Origin of the sequence: Halobacillus halophilus (assembly GCF_020171985.1) — a bacterium.
GTDB classification, from domain to species: domain Bacteria; phylum Bacillota; class Bacilli; order Bacillales; family Halobacillaceae; genus Halobacillus; species Halobacillus halophilus_A.
Genome location: NZ_JAIVAL010000010.1, coordinates 1 through 21,781, shown reverse-complemented (window position 1 = coordinate 21,781; position 21,781 = coordinate 1). Strand labels below are relative to the sequence as shown.

General features: G+C 43.8%; 19 protein-coding genes. 13 read left to right on the top strand and 6 right to left on the bottom strand.

The genetic code is table 11. The annotated features are described in order from the left end of the window. The first annotated feature begins 5 nt into the window (after nt 1-5). The 3 genes from hemH to LCM11_RS15225 all read left to right on the top strand — a co-directional run bounded on the left by hemH (nt 6) and on the right by LCM11_RS15225 (nt 3,503). Nucleotides 6-941, top strand: coding sequence for a ferrochelatase (gene hemH / locus LCM11_RS15235; RefSeq protein WP_224895127.1), 936 nt, complete (start codon nt 6-8; stop codon nt 939-941). Nucleotides 942-943: 2 nt separating this feature from the next. Further along, entirely contained in the window at nt 944-2,359 is a 1,416-nt protein-coding gene (gene hemY, locus LCM11_RS15230) for a protoporphyrinogen oxidase (RefSeq protein ID WP_224895126.1), read from the top strand. Between the two features lie 130 nt (nt 2,360-2,489). Continuing rightward, entirely contained in the window at nt 2,490-3,503 is a 1,014-nt protein-coding gene (locus LCM11_RS15225) for a LacI family DNA-binding transcriptional regulator (RefSeq protein WP_224895125.1), read from the top strand. A gap of 169 nt (nt 3,504-3,672) precedes the next feature. Here the strand turns inward: LCM11_RS15225 and LCM11_RS15220 are convergent, their stop codons facing one another. Together LCM11_RS15220 and yhfH are read right to left on the bottom strand one after the other, a co-directional pair. Then, nucleotides 3,673-4,137: a hypothetical protein gene (locus tag LCM11_RS15220; protein WP_224895124.1), complete on the bottom strand. Its 465-nt coding sequence runs from the start codon at nt 4,135-4,137 to the stop codon at nt 3,673-3,675. Nucleotides 4,138-4,442: 305 nt separating this feature from the next. Next, the gene (gene yhfH / locus LCM11_RS15215) at nt 4,443-4,571 is read right to left on the bottom strand and encodes a protein YhfH (RefSeq protein ID WP_087946050.1); all 129 of its coding nucleotides are present in this window, start codon (nt 4,569-4,571) and stop codon (nt 4,443-4,445) included. 118 nt (nt 4,572-4,689) lie between these two features. Between yhfH and LCM11_RS15210 the strand changes: the two genes are divergently transcribed. The 3 genes from LCM11_RS15210 to LCM11_RS15200 all read left to right on the top strand — a co-directional run bounded on the left by LCM11_RS15210 (nt 4,690) and on the right by LCM11_RS15200 (nt 8,185). After that, nucleotides 4,690-5,421: an MBL fold metallo-hydrolase gene (locus LCM11_RS15210; protein ID WP_224895123.1), complete on the top strand. Its 732-nt coding sequence runs from the start codon at nt 4,690-4,692 to the stop codon at nt 5,419-5,421. A gap of 68 nt (nt 5,422-5,489) precedes the next feature. Next, nucleotides 5,490-6,491 (top strand): lipoate--protein ligase, encoded by a 1,002-nt coding sequence (locus LCM11_RS15205; protein WP_224895122.1) that lies wholly within the window; start codon nt 5,490-5,492, stop codon nt 6,489-6,491. Between the two features lie 155 nt (nt 6,492-6,646). Further along, entirely contained in the window at nt 6,647-8,185 is a 1,539-nt protein-coding gene (locus tag LCM11_RS15200; protein WP_224895121.1) for a fatty acid--CoA ligase family protein, read from the top strand. A 745-nt stretch (nt 8,186-8,930) separates the two neighbouring features. On the opposite strand, the gene LCM11_RS15195 is transcribed toward LCM11_RS15200, so the two are convergent. Next, the gene (locus LCM11_RS15195) at nt 8,931-9,479 is read right to left on the bottom strand and encodes a GNAT family N-acetyltransferase (protein ID WP_224895120.1); all 549 of its coding nucleotides are present in this window, start codon (nt 9,477-9,479) and stop codon (nt 8,931-8,933) included. A 568-nt stretch (nt 9,480-10,047) separates the two neighbouring features. Then, on the bottom strand, nt 10,048-10,512 hold the full coding sequence (locus LCM11_RS15190; RefSeq protein ID WP_224895119.1) for a DUF3939 domain-containing protein: 465 nt from the start codon (nt 10,510-10,512) through the stop codon (nt 10,048-10,050). Between the two features lie 54 nt (nt 10,513-10,566). Here LCM11_RS15190 and LCM11_RS20430 point away from each other — a divergent pair, with 54 nt between their 5' ends. Both LCM11_RS20430 and LCM11_RS15185 read left to right on the top strand, forming a co-directional pair. Beyond that, nucleotides 10,567-10,689, top strand: coding sequence for a hypothetical protein (locus LCM11_RS20430; RefSeq protein WP_263622596.1), 123 nt, complete (start codon nt 10,567-10,569; stop codon nt 10,687-10,689). Between the two features lie 143 nt (nt 10,690-10,832). Next, the gene (locus LCM11_RS15185) at nt 10,833-11,360 is read left to right on the top strand and encodes a competence protein ComK (RefSeq protein ID WP_224895118.1); all 528 of its coding nucleotides are present in this window, start codon (nt 10,833-10,835) and stop codon (nt 11,358-11,360) included. Here the strand turns inward: LCM11_RS15185 and LCM11_RS15180 are convergent. Beyond that, nucleotides 11,281-11,697, bottom strand: coding sequence for a hypothetical protein (locus LCM11_RS15180; protein ID WP_224895117.1), 417 nt, complete (start codon nt 11,695-11,697; stop codon nt 11,281-11,283). The genes LCM11_RS15185 and LCM11_RS15180 overlap by 80 nt on opposite strands. A 214-nt stretch (nt 11,698-11,911) precedes the next feature. On the opposite strand from LCM11_RS15180, the gene LCM11_RS15175 reads away from it, so the two are divergent. The 5 genes from LCM11_RS15175 (at nt 11,912) to LCM11_RS15155 (ending at nt 20,785) form a co-directional block, all read left to right on the top strand. After that, nucleotides 11,912-12,559, top strand: coding sequence for a TVP38/TMEM64 family protein (locus tag LCM11_RS15175; RefSeq protein WP_224895245.1), 648 nt, complete (start codon nt 11,912-11,914; stop codon nt 12,557-12,559). A gap of 55 nt (nt 12,560-12,614) precedes the next feature. Next, a complete protein-coding gene (gene lepB / locus LCM11_RS15170) occupies nt 12,615-13,151 on the top strand; it encodes a signal peptidase I (protein ID WP_224895116.1) in 537 nt (178 codons plus the stop codon). A gap of 144 nt (nt 13,152-13,295) precedes the next feature. Next, a complete protein-coding gene (gene addB / locus LCM11_RS15165) occupies nt 13,296-16,802 on the top strand; it encodes a helicase-exonuclease AddAB subunit AddB (protein WP_224895115.1) in 3,507 nt (1,168 codons plus the stop codon). Continuing rightward, nucleotides 16,796-20,497, top strand: coding sequence for a helicase-exonuclease AddAB subunit AddA (gene addA, locus LCM11_RS15160; RefSeq protein ID WP_224895114.1), 3,702 nt, complete (start codon nt 16,796-16,798; stop codon nt 20,495-20,497). Before addB ends, addA begins: the two co-directional genes overlap by 7 nt. Then, complete coding sequence (locus LCM11_RS15155; RefSeq protein ID WP_224895113.1) at nt 20,498-20,785, top strand: HNH endonuclease; 288 nt, start codon at nt 20,498-20,500, stop codon at nt 20,783-20,785. It abuts the gene before it with no gap. 82 nt (nt 20,786-20,867) lie between these two features. Here LCM11_RS15155 and LCM11_RS15150 read toward each other — a convergent pair whose 3' ends face one another. Then, entirely contained in the window at nt 20,868-21,506 is a 639-nt protein-coding gene (locus LCM11_RS15150; protein WP_224895112.1) for a YczE/YyaS/YitT family protein, read from the bottom strand. Between the last annotated feature and the right edge of the window lie 275 nt (nt 21,507-21,781).

The window sequence follows — 21,781 nt, the reverse complement described above, 5'->3', positions numbered from 1 at the left end:
CGATCATGGGTAAAAAACAAATGGGATTGCTGGTAATGGCTTATGGTACGCCATATAAGGAAGAAGATTTAGAGCGATATTACACACACATTCGACGCGGACGGAAGCCCACGGATGAAATGCTTCAGGATCTTAGAGACCGTTATGACGCCATTGGAGGTATTTCTCCTTTAGCAAGAATTACGGACAACCAGGCGGAAGCTCTTAAAAATGACTTGAATGAAAATCAGGACGAAATTGAATTCAAATTATACATTGGGCTTAAACACATCGAACCTTTTGTCGAGGATGCCGTTCAACAGATGAAAGAAGACGGAATTGAAGAGGCCGTGTCGATTGTACTTGCTCCTCATTATTCTACCTTCAGCGTTAAATCTTATAACGGAAGGGCTCAAGAGGAAGCTGAAAAGCATGGCATCACCATTCGTTCCGTAGTAAGCTGGTATGATGCTCCAGGCTTCATCGACTTCTGGAAAGAAAAAATCCTCGCAGAGTATTCGAAAATTGCAGAAGAAGAGAAGAAAAATACGTGCCTCATCGTATCGGCTCACAGTCTTCCAATGAAGATTCTAGAAGGCGGCGACCCTTATCCGGACCAGCTGAAAAAAACCGCTGAAATGATTAGTGAAGCAACTGGAATTACTCAATACGAAATCGGTTGGCAGAGTGAGGGCAATACACCGGATCCCTGGATTGGACCGGATGTGCAGGATCTGACCAAAGACCTGTATCATGATAAAGGGTACACGTCCTTTATTTATGCTCCCGTAGGCTTTGTATCCGATCATCTGGAAGTTCTGTATGATAATGATTACGAGTGTAAGGTCGTTTGTGATGAAGTAGGAGCAGATTACTACCGTCCTGAAATGCCTAACACCAACGATAAGTTTATTCATACGCTTGCTGGTGTCGTACTTGAAAAAGCAGAAGAGCAGCGATAAAGATGACAGAGCAAAAACGAGTACTTGTTGTCGGCGGAGGCATTTCAGGATTAACAGCAGCTTATTATCTGCAAAAAGAACAAAAACAGAAGAACTTACCTCTTGATGTTCAATTGATTGAAGCAAGTGATCAATTGGGAGGCAAAATTAAGACAGAAAAGAGAGATGGTTTTACGATTGAAAGAGGACCTGATTCTTTTCTTGCTCGTAAAGAAAGCGCTGCAAGACTGGCAGAAGAAGTCGGTCTTGGCGATCAGCTTGTGCCAAATGGAACGGGTCAGTCTTACATTCTGGTCAATGGTAAACTTCATAAAATGCCAAGTGGTTCATTTATGGGGATCCCGACTCGAGTTCGGCCTTTCTTATTTTCCGGCCTGTTTACCCCCGCGGGAAAAGTAAGAGCGTCCTTAGATTTAATTAAACCTAAGAAACAGGTGGAAGGCGATCAGGGATTAGGTCTCTTTTTCCGCAGGCGGCTTGGCAGTCAAGTGGTGGAGAATTTAATCGAACCCCTTCTTTCCGGCATTTATGCAGGGGATATTGATAAGCTGAGTCTTGAAGCCACCTTCCCTGATTTTTACCGTTTAGAGCAGGAATACGGAAGTTTAATTAAAGGGTTACGCAAAACGCGTTCCATCAGTAAACCAAAAAAAGGGGAAAAGAAACCAAGCATGTTCCGGACACTTGAGCATGGGCTTGAATCCCTGGTAGATGCTGTGGATGAAAAACTTGAGCCAGGCTCTGTAAGAAAGAATACAAAAGTCGACCATATCGAAAGAAAGCCTCAAGGTTATCATGTACTCCTGAGTGATGGAACTGTAGAAGAAGCAGATGCTGTCATACTGGCTGTTCCTCATTTTCAGGCGCAGCGTATGCTTTCTCAATTCGATTTTATGGATCCATTTAAAGAAGTAAATGCTACCTCTGTAGCTAATGTCGCGATGGCTTTTGACGCGTCTGCTATCAAAAAAGATATCGACGGTACAGGCTTTGTTGTGTCAAGGAACAGCAGCTTCAGAATTACGGCCTGCACGTGGACGCATAAAAAATGGCCTCATTCGACCCCGGCTGGAAAAGTCATGCTGCGTTGCTATGTAGGGAAGCCGGATGACCAGGACGTGGTGAATCTGCCGGATGAAGACATTGTGGAAATCGCCTTGAACGATTTAAATAAAACGATGAATATTACCGATAAGCCTGACTTCTCCATTGTGACCCGCTGGTATGATGCTATGCCTCAATATCAGGTAGGACATAAAGACCGCTTAAGAGAGATCACAGAACAAATGGAACAGCATCTGCCTGGTATTTGTTTAGCAGGAGGTTCCTACCGTGGAATTGGCCTTCCTGATTGTATTGACCAAGGGGAAGCAGCGGTAGAAAAGGTGCTTAGCTCTATAAAAGATAATCATATTTAAAACTGCTGCCCGCGGGCGGCAGTTTTTTTCTCTTAAGTTATGAAAGGGCTTGCAAGAAAAGAGAAGGATTAGTATGATTTAAATTGGAAACGTTTTCAAGTTATCGTAAACATCATCAGGGGGAGATCAAATGGCTACGATAGAAGATGTAGCAAAGCTGGCTGGCTTATCCAGAACGACGGTATCCAGAGTCATTAATGACCAGCCCTATGTAACAGATGAGAAAAAACAGCGCATCCTTCATGCAATGGACGAACTGGGGTATGTTCCTAACTCTTCCGCTCGGCGCCTGCGCAGCCAGCGCACCGAAACCATTGCTGTATTGCTTCCGCGTATAACGAATCCTTTCTTCGGAAATTTAATAGAGTCCATGGAGCAGAAAGCTTCTAAAGCAGGCTATCAAGTGATTGTGTGTCAAACCCATGATTCAAAGAAGAAAGAACTTGATTACCTGCAGTTATTAAAAACGAAGCAAGTAGATGGCATTATTATGACTTCTTTAGTAAATGATTGGGAGCTGATACATCCTTACCTGGAGCATGGCCCCATTGTATTATGTAATGAATATATGGAAAATAAACCTGTACCGATGATTCATATGGACCACAGGCAGGCGGCTTATGAAGCAGTGCAGCATTTAATTGAGCAAGGATGTAAACACTTAGCTTTTGTTCATGGAGGGCAGGAAGGTCACTTAACATTAGAAAGAAAACGTGGCTTTGAACAAGCTTTGCTGGACCATGGTCTTTCTTCTTCGGAGGAGCAAGTGATCCAGGGGCCGATGGATGTGGGGGACGGAAGACATTTGTTCACCTATATTAAAAAAGAAATGCCTCATATTGATGGAGTATTTACGGGTTCGGATGAAGTGGCGGCCGGGATTATCTATGAAGCTGCCCATTCTGATTGGAAAATTCCAGAAGACCTTTCGGTGGTCGGCTTTGACAATCAGATGCTCTCCCTTCTTATGGTGCCTTCCATTACAACAATAGAGCAGCCTGTAAAGAAGTTAGCTGATAAAACTGTGGAAGTCTTACTGAAACAGTTGCTTCATCCCGATCCCGTGCGCAGGAAGAGTCATGTTTTTGACCACAAACTCGTAGTCAGGGGATCAACAAGAAAAGAAGAATTAATTATACACTAAAACCCACTACTTAGTGGGTTTTTTGTTTTAGAAAGTCCTCTGTTTAATTTCAGTTTCTTTACCTGGACGGTGAATGTGCCCCAGTACGTGCTGTATTTAGTTATACACCCTTTTTGTTTTCGCTTCGGAGGGGAGCGAACTTGGGGAATGAAGTAATTAGAACGATGATTCAGGAAAGGTTTGAGAAGGATGTAACGGCTTTTTTAAATTTGAAGAAATACCAATCGATAAGGATTAGACCTATTCCATAAGCCATTACGGAATATGGGATGTTCCACCCATGATCGTAGATGATTTTATCTATTGATAAGGCGAAAACCTCAAGACCATTTAAGATCACCATAAACAAGGAATACATAATCCAACGACTGATTTGCTTCATGTAAAGAAAAAAAATAAACCATGCAGCAATGATGGGATTATAACCAAAATCTATAAAGATGGTATTGATTAACGAAATTTTTCCATCAGGAATTAGGAGCCATAAGCCCAGTTGCACGCCTAACTGATTACCTGTCACAGAAAACAAAGCAGTAATTGGAACAACGGTATAAAATAACACCCGGGCGCGTTTGTAAAGATAAACTCCGCTGATCCAGGGAAAAATAAATCCTAATACAATATTAATCAGCAAAGTGGAGTCCCCCTAATGGCTAGTAATGACCGTCATTATTATTATGGGACAGTACGTATTTGTTATAAATGTTAATTTATGTAAGTTCGCGGCATGTTTCTTTAGCTGCTGCAGTTCAAGGATGATCTCTATATACAAGTCCGGCTCCCATCACTTGCCTGCAGATTCCAATAATAATATTTTAAAAGATAATCTTGGATATCAGCCGCCTCTGTACGTTAAAAAAAATCACAAAAAAAAAGCAGCTTTTGCTCAGCTGCTCCAAATTACATGTTCCAGATTCATTTTTTTGTGGAATACTAGAATTAGTGAGCCGGGTGGTCGCATTCGTCGCAAACGTTACCGTAGCAATCAGCTTTTTCCTGGATAACATCACCGCACTTGGAGCATTGTTTCTCGGGCAAATTACGGAAGAATTCAATTACGCTCATCATGTTACATCGCCTCCAATTAATTTAGTGTAAAGTCATTGTATTATAACAATATGCAGAAATCAACAGTCTGTTATAAAACAATTTAAAAATAGGCATAAAGATACAAGGAGTGGTAAAGATGAAAGTTACAGTAATCGGTTATTGGGGCGCTTATCCTGAGGCGGGAAGCGCTACTTCAGGGTATTTATATGAACAGGACGGGTTCAAAATGCTTATTGATTGTGGGAGTGGTGTGCTATCCAGGCTGCAGCAATTCACTAACCTTATGGACCTGGATGCGGTGGTACTGTCTCATTACCACCACGATCATATAGCCGACATTGGCCCTTTACAGTACGCTTATCTTGTACAGAACTCCCTGAATGACACCAAAGAAGTTCTTCCAATTTACGGCCACAAGAAAGATAAAGAAGCGTTTAAATCTTTGACTCATCAATACACCAAAGGGGTGGAGTATGACCCGGACAAGAGTCTGCAGGTAGGGCCTTTTACAATTGATTTTCAAAAAACAGAGCACCCGGTGCCTTGTTATGGGATGAGCATTACGGATGGAAATGAAACAGTTGTTTACACAGCAGATACTAGTTACTTCTCTGAGTGGGGGGAATTTGCTAAGAATGCCGATCTTCTCATCACGGATACGAATTTCTTTAAAGGAATGGATGGAAAAGGACCTGGACACATGACGAGTACAGAAGCAGCTTCGATTGCAGCTGAGGCTTCCGTGGGTACCTTATGGCTCAGCCATCTTCCTCATTTCGGTGTACAGGGAAGACTTCTGCAGGAAGCGCAGGATGTGTTTCAGGGAACGATCCAAATAGCTGCGGAAGGTTTAACGTGGGGGGAATAGATTGTCTAAACATGTCGAAACCATTACAATAAGAAATTAGAACAGTCTTTTCAGAAAGGATGAGAATAATGCTTTTTATTGATCACGAAGGAATCAATGACCCTACGATTAACCTTGCGATTGAGGAGTACGCGTTGAAAAACCTGGATATTAACGAAACATACCTGCTTTTTTACGTGAACGAGCCTTCCATTATCATTGGGAAAAACCAGAATACCGTTGAAGAAATCAATACCAATTATGTGGAGGAGCACGGTATTCATGTCGTACGCCGGTTATCTGGCGGAGGAGCGGTTTACCATGACCTTGGTAATTTAAGCTTTAGTTTTATTACAAAGGACGACGGTGACAGCTTTCACGACTTTGCTAAATTCACCAAACCAGTAACAGAAGCGCTGAAGCAGATCGGTGTGAATGCGGAATTATCCGGCCGAAATGATGTAGTTGCTGAAGATGGTCGGAAAATTTCAGGGAATGCTCAATTTTCAACCAAAGGACGGATGTTCAGTCATGGAACGCTCATGCTGGATTCAGAGATTGAAAATGTAGTATCTGCTCTTAATGTAAAAACCGAAAAGATCAAATCCAAGGGCATCAAATCCATCCGCAGCCGCGTAGCAAATATTTCTGAATTTCTCGAAGAAAAAATCTCCATGCAGGAATTCAAAAACCTTATTCTACGCCATATTTTCGACGTTGAAGATGTAAAAGATGTGCCTCAGTATAAATTAACGGAAGAAGATTGGGAGAAGATCTATAAGCTATCAGAAGAGAGATACCGTAACTGGGACTGGAATTATGGAAAATCTCCTAAATTCAATATTCAGCATACCGAGCGCATTGAAGGTGCCGGCAGTTATGATGTACGTCTGGATGTAGCAAAAGGCTATATTAAAAACGCTAAAATCTATGGCGACTTCTTCGGCGTAGGGGACATCCGTGATGTAGAAGAGAAGCTGATCGGCACGCAATACAATCGTCAGGCAATTGCAGAGACTCTAGAAGACATTGATATTTCCCAGTATTTAGGTAAAATCAGTATGGATCAATTTTTGGATATCGTATATTAAACTCTAAGGAAAGATTCCTCATGCGATGAGGGATCTTTTTTATACTTCTTTGGCGAAACTTGCTAATTAATTGTCAGTATTTTATAATTAGATTGAAAATTTAAAAATAAAATATGAATGATTATTCATTCAGAATAAAAAAAGGGGAGTCATTCATGAACTTAAGTGAACAGTTGTCCATAACAGCTCAGCGTAACCCTACTAAAGATGCTTACATATTTCAGGGACAAAAAGTAAGTTATCAGGAATTTGATGCATCGGTTACCAAGTTTGCTTCCAGATTGACCGAATTAGGCTACGGGAGGCATGACCACATTGCCCTTGTCAGTGGAAACAGTCCGCTGTTTATGATCGGCTTGTACGGAGCACTGCGCGCAGGGATTACGGTTATTCCCATCAATCCGACTTATACGGCCGATGAAATGAGCTACATCCTGAAGAACGGGGATGTGAAAGCTGTTATCACGATGGATGTATTACTTGAACTATTTGAGAAAATGGACGATCAGTTAGAGGTGTATCACTATTTTACTGCAGACACAGGTTCAGGCATTGATTTGAACAACTCTCCGTTATCCCAAAAAATGAAATCGTTTACAACTGTATTATCCGAAGGGAAACTGGATTACGAACCCCCAAGTCTGGATAGTGAAGATACGGCCGTTATCCTCTATACTTCCGGCACGACAGGTAAACCCAAAGGAGCCATGCTCACGCACAAAAACTTGTATTCCAATGCGGTAGATGTCGCGAATTACTTGCAAATATCATCGGACGATCGCGTGATAGCTACATTACCTATGTTCCATGTCTTCTGCTTAACGGTCGCTTTAAATGCTCCGATTATGAACGGAGGGACGGTCTTAATTGTACCGAAATTCTCCCCTCAGAATGTCTTTACCATAGCTGAGGAATATCAAGCTACCGTCTTTGCAGGCGTACCAACTATGTATAACTACCTGCAGCAAACCGGCAAGGATCAAGTTCACACCTTTTCCAATATGAGACTCTGTATATCCGGCGGCTCTTCTCTTCCTGTTGCTTTGCTGGAGTCGTTTGAAAAACAATTTAATGTGCGAATCTCAGAAGGCTATGGTTTATCAGAGGCTTCTCCTGTTACGACCTTCAATCCTCTTGATCGCCCTCGAAAAGCAGGTTCTATTGGGAGCAACATTCGTAATGTAGAAAATAAAGTGGTGGACGAACTTGGGGATGAGGTACCGGTCGGGGAGGTAGGCGAATTGATCGTCCGCGGTCCGAACGTGATGAAAGGCTATTATAAGCTTCCTGAGGAGACAGCTGTAACCATACGGGAGGGCTGGCTTTACACAGGGGATATGGCACGGATGGATGAAGAAGGTTATTTTTATATTGTGGATCGTAAAAAGGATATGATTCTTGTAGGCGGCTACAATGTCTATCCAAGAGAAGTTGAAGAAGTATTATATAATCATCCGGATATTACAGAAGTCGCTGTGGTCGGAGCACCAGACCCAGAACTTGGAGAGACCGTCATCAGCTTTGTAGTATCCAGCAATCCTTCTATTAATGAACATGCATTGCATGAGTACTGCCGGGAGCATTTAGCTAAATATAAAGTTCCTTCCCGGATAGAGTTCATGGAGGAACTGCCTAAAAACACGACTGGTAAGATCCTGCGGAAGAATCTGCGCGAAAAACTGGCCCAATCTTAATGAGTTAGATTCTAAAATGGAGATGGTACAGAGATTATATGAGTAGATAGGGGATTGTTTGCTTTATAAACTTCTGATGATTATTCATAAGAGGCTTATTAAAGTATAGGGCCGGTTACTGTAAGACTCGACTTTGAGATATATTTGGTCCGTTGCTGATATAGAGAGGGGCTGGCTACGGAAACAACTCGCTTTCCTGCGGGGGAACTGGCAAGCCTCCTCAGTCGTTACCACTCCTTGTGGGGTCTCGCCTAGCTCCTTCTCCCGCGGGAGTCTCGCTGTTTCCTCCGCCACCCTATGACGAGGAGTGAACGGACCATTCTATAAGTGAGATGATCGTTCTGGATAAGCAATCAATCCTTATATGTAAGGGATTGTACACTTAAATAAGCTAGATGTTCTTGTGCTCTCCGGTTCATTATAGGAGACATTTTTGGAGGTTTTCGAGTTTCTGATTTGGCAAGTCCGGAGGGGGATGATGCAGACTCCTGCGGGATGAACATGATCGGTGAGACCCCGCAGAGCTTGCTCGAAGAGGCTCAACACATGCCCGCGGAAAGCGAAATCGTCCCCCGGAGGACCTTCTTCATAACCCAATATCTCGAAATCGAGTCTTCAAATAATGGGAGCTTATCTTTAATAATTAACAGGGAGTTTGACAGTGTCGTTTTATCAATGTCTCCATTTAAAAAAGATTCCGGGAACATATTGTTCTCTGGAATCTTTTTTTGGTTCCTACGGGTTACTATTTTGAGGGGGTTAATTCAATCTCCTCCGTATACTTTTCCATGCGGATATCTTCCCACATCTGTCCCTGCCAATAAGTAAATTCAGGAATGCGGCCAATTTCTTTATAGCCCAGGTTCTTGTATAGTTTCTGGGCGGGGAGGTTAAACGCAAATACTCCCAGTTCGATACGGACGAGACCTTGCACTTTGATTTGCTTTTCCAAAAATCGGATCGCTTTGTACCCCGCTCCTTTACCCCTTGCTTCCGGCTCGCCAATTGTAATCCCGATCCAGGCTGTTCCAGGTTCTTTTTTGTAAAGGTGTGCTGGATCAATCATGTAATTCATCGAGCCGACCAGTTGTTCATTCATGTAGATAAGATAAATATTGTGATGAGCGAGGCTTTCGTGTAAATCTTCCATGGTCATAAACGACCGTCGTTCTACCTCAGACTGGTTTTGATTAGGCCGTGTGAGTGGGATCAGTTCAGGATCGTTTTCCCATCGGTTAAATGTATCAACCAGATGGTCGTCCGGATCTTTTAATTCTACGAAATGAATTCTCATGGTCAGCTCCTTTCTTAGCGGAAAAAGGATTTTATCTTACAAAATTATTGAATATACCTTTCGGAAGAGTGCATGCAGCTACTGCGGCACCCCGCAAACAAAAAAAGAAAATCAATTAATTAAAGAGTTTGCATGTTTTTTGTCCTGGAAAGGCAATGGAGAATATTTGAATGGACAAGGTGCAAATGAAGCTATATAGCCCAAGTATAAGCGGTTCTCTTGTAAAGTATTGGATGTAAGATGTCATATCCTAGTAACTTCGCAATCGGTTGCGGTCTTCCGCAATATCTTTTCGGTGAATCTGGATTATTTGTATATTACAATAAGAATAGATAAGCGATGAAGCTTATCGATTTACTATTTATGATGTGGTGATCATAAATAGGTCAGTAACTTTGTTACTGATGAGTGTATTCTGTGAAGGAGTTTCCTTACAGGAACTTTTTCAAATTTAATCCCTCACTCAAAAGTTAACCAGTCGTCTCTTTGGCCAATGCTTCTAATAGCATTGGTCCTTTTTTTGTATTTTTTTAATAAAGCATTTCTGCTCGATTCTATCCAGACTCGCTTACTTTGGTTTCTTGTACGTAATCATAAATTCTTCCGTAGTCATATAAAAGTCCCGTTTTGGCCTTTCGTGTAACAGGTCGAGCTTTTCAAGCTTATAATAATTTATCTTCTTATAGGGGTCATTATCGATTATGGGAACTTCCTGAGTTTGTTTCATGTATTCATCTACAGCCTGCTGCACGGCATCAATATCTTTAGCAAGTTGTAAATCTTCCTCTTCAAACAGCTCGTACGTTTTTCGTGACATGTAAAAGTTTTTTCTGGGAATAGCGTGTAAATAGGGAGCAAGAAGTTCGTAATCAAGCGTTAAATCCTGATTGATCACGACACTAAGAGGAACTTCGTTAGGTTTATGATCAGCAAAAGCATGAACCGCTTTTCTGATATCGTCGATGGAGAGATCACTGATTTCCAGAGGTTGATCATTATGATTAGGTTTTTGCTTTTTTTTACGGTTCCACACGTATATTCCTCCTTTAGAATAATTGAAATTGAAAATGACATGGGGGCACATCAGATGAAAGACAAACCAAATCTTCAGCCAGAACTCGATTTTTTTACATTGCTGAATCCGGACTTCGGTCAAAGGGAGGAAGAAGGAGACAGAGAACAACAAGCCAGGCAAAAAGAGGAGGCATAACCGTAGTATATCAGAATTGGTATAATTCCACATTTATTAAGAATGTTTAGACTTTATACTCAGTATTATGGTAAATTTAAGAAGATAAGCGGCGGGGTCCAGGAAGAACTACCGCCGGCTTAATAGAAAGGATGATTACTAGAATGGAGTATCTTCAAAAAAAAGAATATGAGGTGAACCCTCAAACGATGGCCTTGATTGCTAAGTATGATCAGCAAGGGCAGGTGATTACACATGTGGTTGAGCAGCATGGAAGCTTTGAAGTGTTAAAATGTCCAAGCCAGGTGGTCGATGATTCCTGCCGTTATTTTGCAAGCAGTCTGGAAGGTCGTATTCTAGGTACAAAGCAAGTGACCAGCTATACCCACAAACCTCCTATTGTGATATCTGAAGCGATGGGTATCTATTTCTTCCCCATTATTTCTCCTAAACGTAAAGAGTGCTCCTGGATCGCTTTAAAATACATCCATACCCACAAGGGTGAAAGCGATCATACGACAACGATACAATTTTCCAATGGGACAAGCCTCAATCTCCCCGTATCGGTGGGAATGTTTGCTAACCAGCTTCACCGTACCGCTCATTTCAGATTTATTCTTGAGGATCGCCTGCACGCTTCTCCACCCCCGCTGGATGCTTCTCACGATTTGAGGTTTGGGACCTCCTCATAAGTTCTGATAGAATCACTTCTACTTTCTTGCGGATGGCCGGGTTAAAGTAGTTTCGTTTCTCTTCGTAGCCATGAGCTAAGAAGAGGAATGAGGTGAAGGAATCATTCCTGCCAGTTTCCACGACTTGCAGCTTGTGATGATCCATTTTCTGGCGGAGCTTTCTCCGTTCTTCGCGGGCTTCCAATTCCATCTTTCCCAACAGTTCTAAATAAGGTTCTTTTATTTTGAATTTCCCTAATTCAAAGTGCTTTCGATCCTGCTTGATGACGGCAATCGCCATTGAAAGAAATAAATAGCGTGAAGCCAGATCCAGCTCTTTTTGTTTTAAATAACGCATACTATTCTCCTCCAAAAGGGAACGTTTGTTCTGTTTTTATTATATCACGTGAGGGAACGTATTATGCAAGTAAATTTCGGAAAAGGTTATAAATGGCAATAGATGGGGAAGCTAGGAATAAACAGATTTGTGGTAGGCATACGAGAAGGTTTCATATAAAATGGAGAAAAGAAGCACTGGTTTTTTCGGTGTGAATAAGGAGCAGCACCGTCTCATGTACTTACTTACTTTCTCACTTGAACGTTACAGAAGAATGGCTGAAAACGATCAGCTTTTTGATTATGTGATCCAGCAGTTGGAGCAATTAGAAAGCTTTGGGCCACTGCCGGGAATCCTCTTTCCTTTGCTGGAAGCTTTTCTTCCGATCCTGCCTTTAGTGGCTTTTGTACTGGCAAACTCGGTCGTATACGGCTTGTTTAAAGGGTTTTTGTATTCATGGATTGGTTCCGTAGCGGGCGCTCTCTGCGTTTTTCTTATTATTCGAAAGCTTGGAAGAAAACGGTTTCTTCGCTTTATCACACGTCATGAACAGGTGAAAAAAGTCATGACGTGGGTGGAAGAGCATGGGTTCGGTCCCTTGTTTCTTTTAATGTGCTTTCCATTTTCACCTTCATCCATTATTAATGTCGTTTCAGGTCTATCGAACGTGAGCCGGCAGCAATTTATGCTGGCAGCGATATTAGGAAAGTCGGTTATGATTTTTACGATTGCTTATGTGGGCTCAAGTATCGCTTCGTTTGCTCAAAATCCGATGAAATCGGTCATTGTTGGAATCTGTATTCTATTATTCTGGACGGCAGGCAAATACATAGAAAAACGGATTCAGAGAAGAGCAGAGAGAAGGGGGAGCATAAGTGATTAAGTTTAATCCGGGAAGGGTAAAATAAGGTTAGAAAGAAGACCTGGAGGATTAAACTATGAAAAAATATCGTAATCTCATCCGGACTGTATTGCTTGCTTTATTGCTAGCTTTCGTTTTTCGTTCTTTCTTTTTCGCAAGTTATATCGTGGACGGTGAGTCCATGGAACCTACTTTGTATGACGGAAATTTATTGATGGTCAATAAAGTCGTCTATGATTTACAGGACATTGGAAGACAGGACGTGATCGTTTTCCATGCTAACGAAAAGGAAGATTATGTGAAGCGTGTGATCGGTGTAGGTGGAGATAAAATCGCTATGCGCAATGACGAGCTTTATGTGAATGGAAAGCGCGTAAACGAGGCGTACCTGGAACCGTTGAGACCGCATGACGGTCAGGCTTTCACAAGCGACTTTACCTTAGTAGGGGTCACTGGTCAGGTGCAGGTTCCTGAAGGTCACCTGTTCGTTTTAGGAGATAATCGCAGGGACAGTCTGGACAGCCGCTATTTTGGTTTCGTACCGATCGAAGCGGTAGTGGGAAAAGTGGATGTCCGCTACTGGCCATTTTCCCAGTTAGCTTTACAATTTTAGAAGATAATTCCAGCCGTCCGTCGGGCGGTTTTTTTATGTGGATTTATTAATAACGGGTTCGTGAAAAGAAAGCACATTCGGCTGCAGAATACGAAAAAAATGATAAACTAGTAGGAAAGGAAATGGAAGGAAGGAGTGTGTTTTATGGGGATGCGTTTATTGCTCGGCCGCTCAGGAGCAGGGAAAAGCACACGATGCTTAGAAGAAATTGAAAGCAGATTAAAAGAAGACCCTAAAGGGCCTCCTATTATCTATATTGTTCCAGAACAAATGACGTTTCAGCAGGAATACGCGCTGCTGAAACGGGAGGGCATTGAAGGATCGATACGGGCGCAAGTGTTCAGCTTTTCACGGCTGGCCTGGAGGGTTTTACAGGAGACCGGGGGCGGTACGAAGAAGTTTTTGACGTCTACCGGTGTGCAAATGATGCTTCGTAAAATCGTGGAAGAGCGTACCTCCGACTGGAAAGTATTTCAGAAGGCGATCGAAAAGCAGGGGTTTATTGAACAGCTGGAAGGTATGATAACAGAATTCAAGCGGTACCGGATTACTCCGGAACACCTTCATGCTCAAATGGAAGGGCTCGACCGCTTTCAGCACACAACGAGCCAGGAAGAAGGACTAAGGGATAAGCTTGATGATTTGAATTATATTTACGACCGCCTGGTGGACGCTTTACGCGAGCAGTACATAGACAGCGAAGATCAATTGCAGCTGCTCGCCAGTAAAATTCCGGAAGCAGGTTTTTTGGAAGGCGCAGAAGTTTATATTGATGGTTTCCATAGTTTCACGCCCCAGGAATGCGGTGTGCTGGAAGAGTTATTGAAAAAGGTGGACAAGGTTCACGTTACTCTAACGACGGAACGGCCGGAGGGAGATGCAAATCCGGAACTTGATCTCTTTCATGAAACGAAAGAAACGTATTTGAATTTAAAAGAAATTACAAGGATAGCTGGGTCTCAGGTGGATGAGGTGGTCATTCTCGATCATACGAAAGGCCGCATGAAGGATCAGCCGGCCTTTCAGCATCTGGAGAAATACTTTGATCAGCGCCCGGCTCCTGCTTTTGAAGGGCAGGCACCCATTCACATTGCGGAGGCAGTTCACCCTCGTGCCGAAGTGGAAGGTGCGGCTCAGGAAATTTTACGGCTGGTACGTGAAGAAGGATATCGTTATAAGGATATGGCGATTCTGATGCGGGAACCTGAGGTTTATCACAGCTTAATTGAAACCTTGTTTAATGACTACGGAATTCCAGTATTTATTGATGAAAAAAGGACGATGCTGAATCACCCTATGATTGAGCTCATCCGCTCAGGACTTGATGTCGTAGAAGGAAACTTCCGGTACGATGCGCTTTTCCGCCTGTTGAAAACTGGGTTTATTCCGGCGACAAATCGAACGTATCCGCTCAATGAGAATGCGATCGATGAGCTGGAGAACTATGTCCTCGAATACGGTATCCGCTCGAGGACTCAGTGGTTCTCAAGTAAGGACTGGATTTATCAGCGATTTAGAGGATTTGAGCAGGCTTCTCAGACCGATGAGGAAAAGCAAAAACAACAGCGGATTAATGCGTACCGGAAGCAGGTACGCGATGCGCTGGAGGAATTCGACGAACGACTTCGCGCCGTTGACACGATTGAAGAAAAAGCCGTTGTTATTTACGAGTGGCTTGAACACCTGCAAGTACCCAGACAGCTTGAAGAGTGGCGTAACCGCTATGATGAAAACGGTGAGATCGAGAGAGGCCGTGAACAGGAGCAGGTGTATGATGCGTTCCTTCAGCTTCTGGACGAAATGGTGGAAATGGCAGGAGATGAAAAAATGTCTCTCCAGGTGTTCCGGAATACGATGGACAGTGGCCTCGAATCTCTTAATTTCGCTCACGTGCCTCCGAGTATGGACCATGTGATTGTCGGAAGTGTGGATCGTTCCAGAATCACGGGTATTAAGGCCTCGTTTTTGTTAGGGGTCACCGATGGTCTGTGGCCGATGAAGCCGCCTAGTGACGGGATGATCTCCGAACAGGAGCGTTCTCTTTTGGCGGAGCACGGACTGCAGCTCGCAGACGGGAGTAACCGGCAGTTGCTTGATGACCGCTTTTATGTATATTTAGCCTTAACCATGCCTAAAAATCATTTGTGGGTCAGCTACCCATTAAGCAATGAAGAAGGCAAATCAAAAGTTCCGGCATCGATTATTCAAAGACTGGAAGAATTATTTCCTTCCTGCAAAGACCATGTCCTGCTGCAGGATCCAGATGATCTTCATGAAGCGGATCGTTTTATTACGACACCGGTCAAAACGAGATCAGCCCTTACTTCACAGCTTGCCAGGTATTTAAAAGGATATGCGATGCAGCCTGTATGGTGGAGTGTGCTGAATTGGTATATCGAACGGGAAGATTCCAATGGCTTAACCCATCGTGTGCTGGAAAGTCTGTTTTACAATAATCAGCCGGTGGATCTCGGGGAAGAAACGACGGGACAGCTGTTTGACAAGCAGGTGAAAACGAGTGTATCAAGACTTGAAACCTATCACAGCTGTTCCTATCAATATTTTGCGAGACATAGCTTGAACCTGGAAGAGCGCCGTACGTATAAACTGGATGCTCCGGATATCGGGCAGCTTTTCCATGAGGCGTTGAAGCAGATTACAGAGTGGATACAAGGAGAAGGCCGGGATTTTGCCCAGCTGAACAAAGAGGAAACGAACAGCTATGCCGCTAAAGCGACTGAACAGCTGGCTCCGATCCTTCAAAATCAGATTCTTCATAGTTCCAACCGATATCAATATATCCAGAAGAAATTGCAGCAGGTCATCGCCCGTGCCGCGTTCGTACTGAGTGAGCAGGCGAGAAGCAGTGACTTTTCACCTGTAGGATTGGAATTAGGATTTGGAACAGGTAATGATGCAAAACTTCCGCCGCTCTCCCTGGATTTACCTAATGGTTATGAACTGATGCTGCGCGGCCGGATTGACCGTGTGGATAAAGCCTTAACAGAAGAAGACCTTTACTTGAGAATTATAGATTATAAATCAAGCGCCAAGGGCTTAAGTTTGATGGATGTTTACTATGGTCTGTCCCTCCAGATGCTCGCTTATCTGGACGTGGTCCTCACCAATGCCGAGCACTGGCTTGGAACAGCAGCTTCACCGGCCGGGGTTCTTTATTTCCACGTTCATAATCCTATGATTACAGGCAGCCGGATGCTTCAGGATGCGGCGATCGAAGAAGAGATTTTCAAGAAGTTCAAAATGCAGGGGCTTCTGCTTGAAAACGAGCGTATCATCCAGATGATGGATACAGGACTTGAAAAAGGCCACAGTCAGATCGTTCCGGCTGGTTTGAAAGCGAAAGGCGGTTTTTATAAAAATTCTAAAACCGCTGATGCTGAACGTTTCCAACAGCTGAGCCATTACATCCGCGAGCTGATGAGCCGTGCGGGCACAAATATTACGGACGGAAAAGTGGATTTGAATCCTTATCAGCAGAAACAGCAAAGCGCCTGTAATTTCTGTCCGTACCGTTCCGTCTGTCAATTTGACCCTACCCTTGAGGAGAATAATTTCCGGAAACTGAAAGAACTGAAGGATGAAGATGTATTGGAACGAATGGTGAATAGAGAGGAGGGATCTGCTTGGTAAGTTGGACGGAAGAACAGGAGCGGGCGATTTATACGCATGGATCAAATATTCTGGTAGCTGCTGCCGCTGGCTCAGGGAAGACAGCGGTTCTTGTTGAAAGGATTATTCAAAAACTGCTGCATGAAGAGGATCCAGCGGACATTGATTCTTTACTGGTCGTTACGTTTACGAATGCAGCAGCGCAGGAGATGAGAAATCGAGTGGGGCAGGCGTTAAGTAAAGCGCTGGAAGCAAATCCTGGCTCCCATCATTTGAAGAAACAGCTGTCGCTGCTACAGAATGCATCCATTTCGACGCTGCACTCTTTTTGTATGGAAGTGGTGCGGAGGTATGCTTACCGGCTTGATCTTGACCCGGGCTTTCGAATTGCCGATACGGTAGAAGCCGACCTCATTCAGCAGGAAGTATTAGAGGAGCTTTTTGAGGACTGGTATGGAAAAGAAGGAGAAGAGCAGGAGAGATTCTTTGATATTGTGGACCGTTTCTCGAGTGATCGCAGTGATCTGGATGTAGAGAAGGTGATTCTTGAGTTGTACACGTTTGCTACGCAGAACCCTTGGCCGGAAGTATGGCTGGATCAAATGGTGGAGATGTACAACGTCCAGGAAGTAGATGGAGAAGATCAGCTACCATGGCTTCATCTATTGAAAGATGAAGTCAGCAGTCATTTAAAAGCAATGGAAGCGGAAGCTCAGAAATTTATGGATCTTACCAAAGAGCCGGATGGTCCTTATACGTACGGGGAAACCGCTGACTCCGATCTTGAAATGATTCAACAGGCAAAAGGGGCGATGGCTCACTCCTGGGAAGAATTACAATCTTATATTAGTGAGCAGTCCTTCGCTACCCTTTCTAAAAAGAAAATGGAATGTAATGAAGAGAAGAAAGAACAGGCCAAGAAAATCCGGGACCGCTATAAGAAACGCTGGAATGAAATGCGTGATGAATGGTTTTCAAGATCCTTGAGCAGTTATTTACAGGATATGCAGGAGCTTTATCCGGTCATGGAACAACTGGCTGTAGTGGTGAAAGATTTCAAGCAGCGCTATGAACAGTTAAAGAAAGAAAAAGCAATTGTGGACTTCTCAGACTTGGAACATTACTGCCTGCAGATTCTGCTTGATGAATCCTCTACGCCGGAACAGCCGGTTCCTTCCTCAGTAGCAGCCGGCTTTCATCAGCAGTTCAGTGAAGTACTGATTGATGAATATCAGGATACGAACCTGGTACAGGAGACGCTGCTTCGTTTATTAACCGATGCTCCGGAAGCCGGGAACTTATTTATGGTAGGGGATGTGAAGCAGAGTATTTATCGTTTCCGTCATGCCGAACCTTCTTTGTTTCTCCAAAAATATAAATCGTACGGCTATCTTGAAAATGAAGGGGAACGGATTGACTTAGCCCGCAATTTTAGAAGCCGGAAGCAGGTGCTGGACGCGACCAACTATATTTTCCGTCAGGTGCTGGATGAAGAAGTCGGGGAAATGGAATATGAGAAAGAAGCCGAGCTTATCTATAGTAATCAAACGTATGACGAATGGGCACCTTCAAGTCCTGAAGCTGAACTATTTGTAATCGACCGGGAGTCCAAAGAGGATGATGAGGAAGAGAATGAGGATTATAAGGACCTGGAGAAAGCCCAGTTAGAAGCGAGAGCATACGGCCAGATGATTCGAAAATGGCTTGGTCACGACGGAGAACCGCCGCTTGAAGTCATGGATAAGGAAACGGGAACAAAGCGTCCGATTCAGTACCGGGATATTGTCCTGTTAATGCGTTCCATGACATGGGCGCCAATGATCGTGGATGAACTGAAACAGCAGGGCATTCCGGTTTATGCGGAACTTTCGACCGGCTATTTTGAAGCAATTGAAATTAAGATTATGCTCAGTTTGTTAAAAGTTATTGATAATCCGATGCAGGATATACCCCTCGCCTCTGTTCTGAAGTCTCCAATCGTCGGACTGAATGAGGACGAGCTCGCAAGGCTGAGACTCGCCAGAAAGCGGGTCAGCTATTACGAAGCTATGAAAGAGTACCCTGGAAATGATGAATTAGGCAGAAAGGTAGCCAACTTTTTCAAACTGATTGAAAGCTTTAGAGAGCGGGCCAGGCAGGGAGCTTTATCAGAACTGATCTGGGATATTTTCCGAGAAACGGGTTATTATGATTTCGTGGGAGGCATGCCAGGCGGACGTCAGCGTCAGGCCAACCTCCGCGCTCTTTATGACAGAGCGAGATCCTATGAGACTACATCCTTCCGAGGACTGTTCCGATTTTTGAGGTTCATTGAACGGATGGAAGAGCGAGGCGATGATCTGGGAGCGGCACGTGCTCTTGGCGAACAGGAAGACGTGGTCCGGATTATGACCATTCACAAAAGTAAAGGCCTGGAGTTTCCTGTCGTCATCTTAGGGGCGATGGATAAACAGTTCAATATGATGGACTTGAAGGATCGGTACTTGCTTCATAAAGATTATGGTTTTGGTTCAAGATATATAAATCCCCATAAGCGGCTGATGTATCCGACGCTTGCTTATCACGCCTTAAAGCAGGCCAAGAGAAGAGAACTGCTGGCAGAGGAAATGCGAGTCTTATATGTAGCCATGACCCGTGCCAAGGAAAAGCTGATTATGGTGGGGAATGTTGCTTCTTTCGATAAAAAACAGGAAAAGTGGCAGACATTTCTGGATACACCGGAATGGGTGCTCCCGCCTCATGATCGGCTTGATGCTAAATCCTACCTGGACTGGGTAGGACCTGCACTGATCCGCCATCGGCATGCGGAAGAGCTCCGAGGCAGTATTGAAGTGACCACATCCGATGACATTTATGCAGACGCGTCAGAGTGGAAAGTGAATATAGCGCATGGCAGTCAATTCGCCGTCCTTGATGAATCCCAAGAGAAGAGGGATGAGGAGCTGCGCACTGCTATTGAAGAGTGGCAGCCTGCAGAAGACTATGACCAAGAAAAAGATATGGTCGAGAAGCGGTTAAGCTTCGTTTATCCTCATCATAAAGCGGCCTACTCGCGGGCTAAACAGACCGTTACAGAAATTAAAAGGCAGCGCGAAACGAAAGATGAGTATTCAAGCGACCAGCTCCTGGTGCCTTATCAGGCTCCAATCCAGAAACGGCCAAGATTTATGCAAGCTGATCAAAGATTATCAGCGGCTGAGAAAGGAAGCGCTATGCATACGGTCATGCAGCATATTCCATTGTCCCATAAACACAATTCTGAAGAAGTAGAAGAGTTTGTCGAACATCTGGTACTAACAGACGTGCTTCGTCGTGAAGAAGCAGATGTTATTGACACAGCAGCTATTGCAGCATTCTTTGAAACCTCTGTGGGTCAATTTGTACTCGAAGCGGATCACGTGGAGCGCGAGGTGCCGTTCAGTCTCACGCTGCCGGCTCATGAGGTGTATCCTGATTGGGAGTCACCAGAAAATGAACAGGTCTTTATTCAGGGGGTTATTGACGCTATGATTCCTTATGAAGATGGCTGGATGATCCTGGATTACAAATCTGATCAAATTGATCCTGAGAAGAAGTCGGTAGAAGAAACTATGAAGGATCGCTACCGCACCCAAATAGAAATGTATCGGTATGCACTAGAAAAGATATGGAAAGAGCCCGTTCGTAAGAGTTGTCTGTACTTGTTTGAAGGGTCGATACTTGTGGAGGTCGATTAAATGGAAGGTACATGTGAATTGTGTTTTCGTACGCCGGTCAGAACGACGGAGCACCACTTAATTCCAAGACAGCATGGGGGAGCCATGGGCGTGACGGTGTGGCTGTGTGATGCCTGTCACCGGCAGGTTCATGCTCTTTTCACCAATGAAGAACTTGCGAACTTTTATCATACTCTTGAGCGTCTGCGTGAACATCCTGATATGGAAAAATATTTGAACTGGATTAAAAAGCAGGATCCTCAAAAAGAAGTCACCACCAGAAAGTCCAACCGCAGACGCCGAAGATAACCAGACAATGTCCGAATTAAATATCAATGAAAAAATCCGCATGGTTCTATTTCGAACCATGCGGATTTCACATATAAGTGCATTATACTGCTTGTTGATAAACCCTTTCACCATCAGGGTGAAATTTATAATAAAGTGGATAGGCTCTGGTATAACAATACTGGATGACAGGACCGAGAAACAGCATAGGGGCTAGAGTTCCAAGTCCTACTGGGCCTCCAATGAGCAGGGCAAGAGACGTCATGGTTACCGCAACCAGGGTTTGACCTGTTTGGAGGCTCAAGTTAAACCGTGCACTAACTGCTAAGAACAATTGGTCAACCGGGGCACGCGGAAACTGAGGTAGAATATAAATGGCTACTCCCAGTCCAATGATAGCTACGCCGGTGAACAGAGCTGCGGTTTGCAGAATAAATGGAGCTGTCGATAGATCGACATTTGCGAATACAATCTCAAGCCAAAAGTCGAGAATCAGACTTTCCATAATAACAGGTACGACGGCTCTTACCTCGGGCAGATTCTTCATTAGTTTCGCATTAATAAATATAATAAGCAGCTGAAAAGCACCATACCAGAATCCAACCGTAAAACCAAGATGATCAGAAACTCCAATAAAAAAGGATGTCCAGAATCCTGCCCCAAGTGTCGCATTAATTAAGAGGGCGACTCCGAAGAAGTTGACGAGCATTCCGAATAAGTAAACCAAGGATCGATAAAGCATGAGGTACTCCTCCCTTCCAAATAGATTGACATTAGAGGGGTTTCTCTAAAATCGTGACCACATTCTATTAGCGATTATTTAGTGCGTCAATGCACAAAATTCTCCAGATAAAAGTTGCTATTTTTCCGTCTTTTTTAACTTTAGTGATGCTTTTAAGGTAAAGCTCCCGTTTGTTGAAGACTCAGTTTCGAGATAAACGGGTCCGTTACTTTATGTGGAAAAGGGCTGGTGGGGAAATAACTCGCTTTCCTATGGGGGAACGGTGAGCTTCCTCG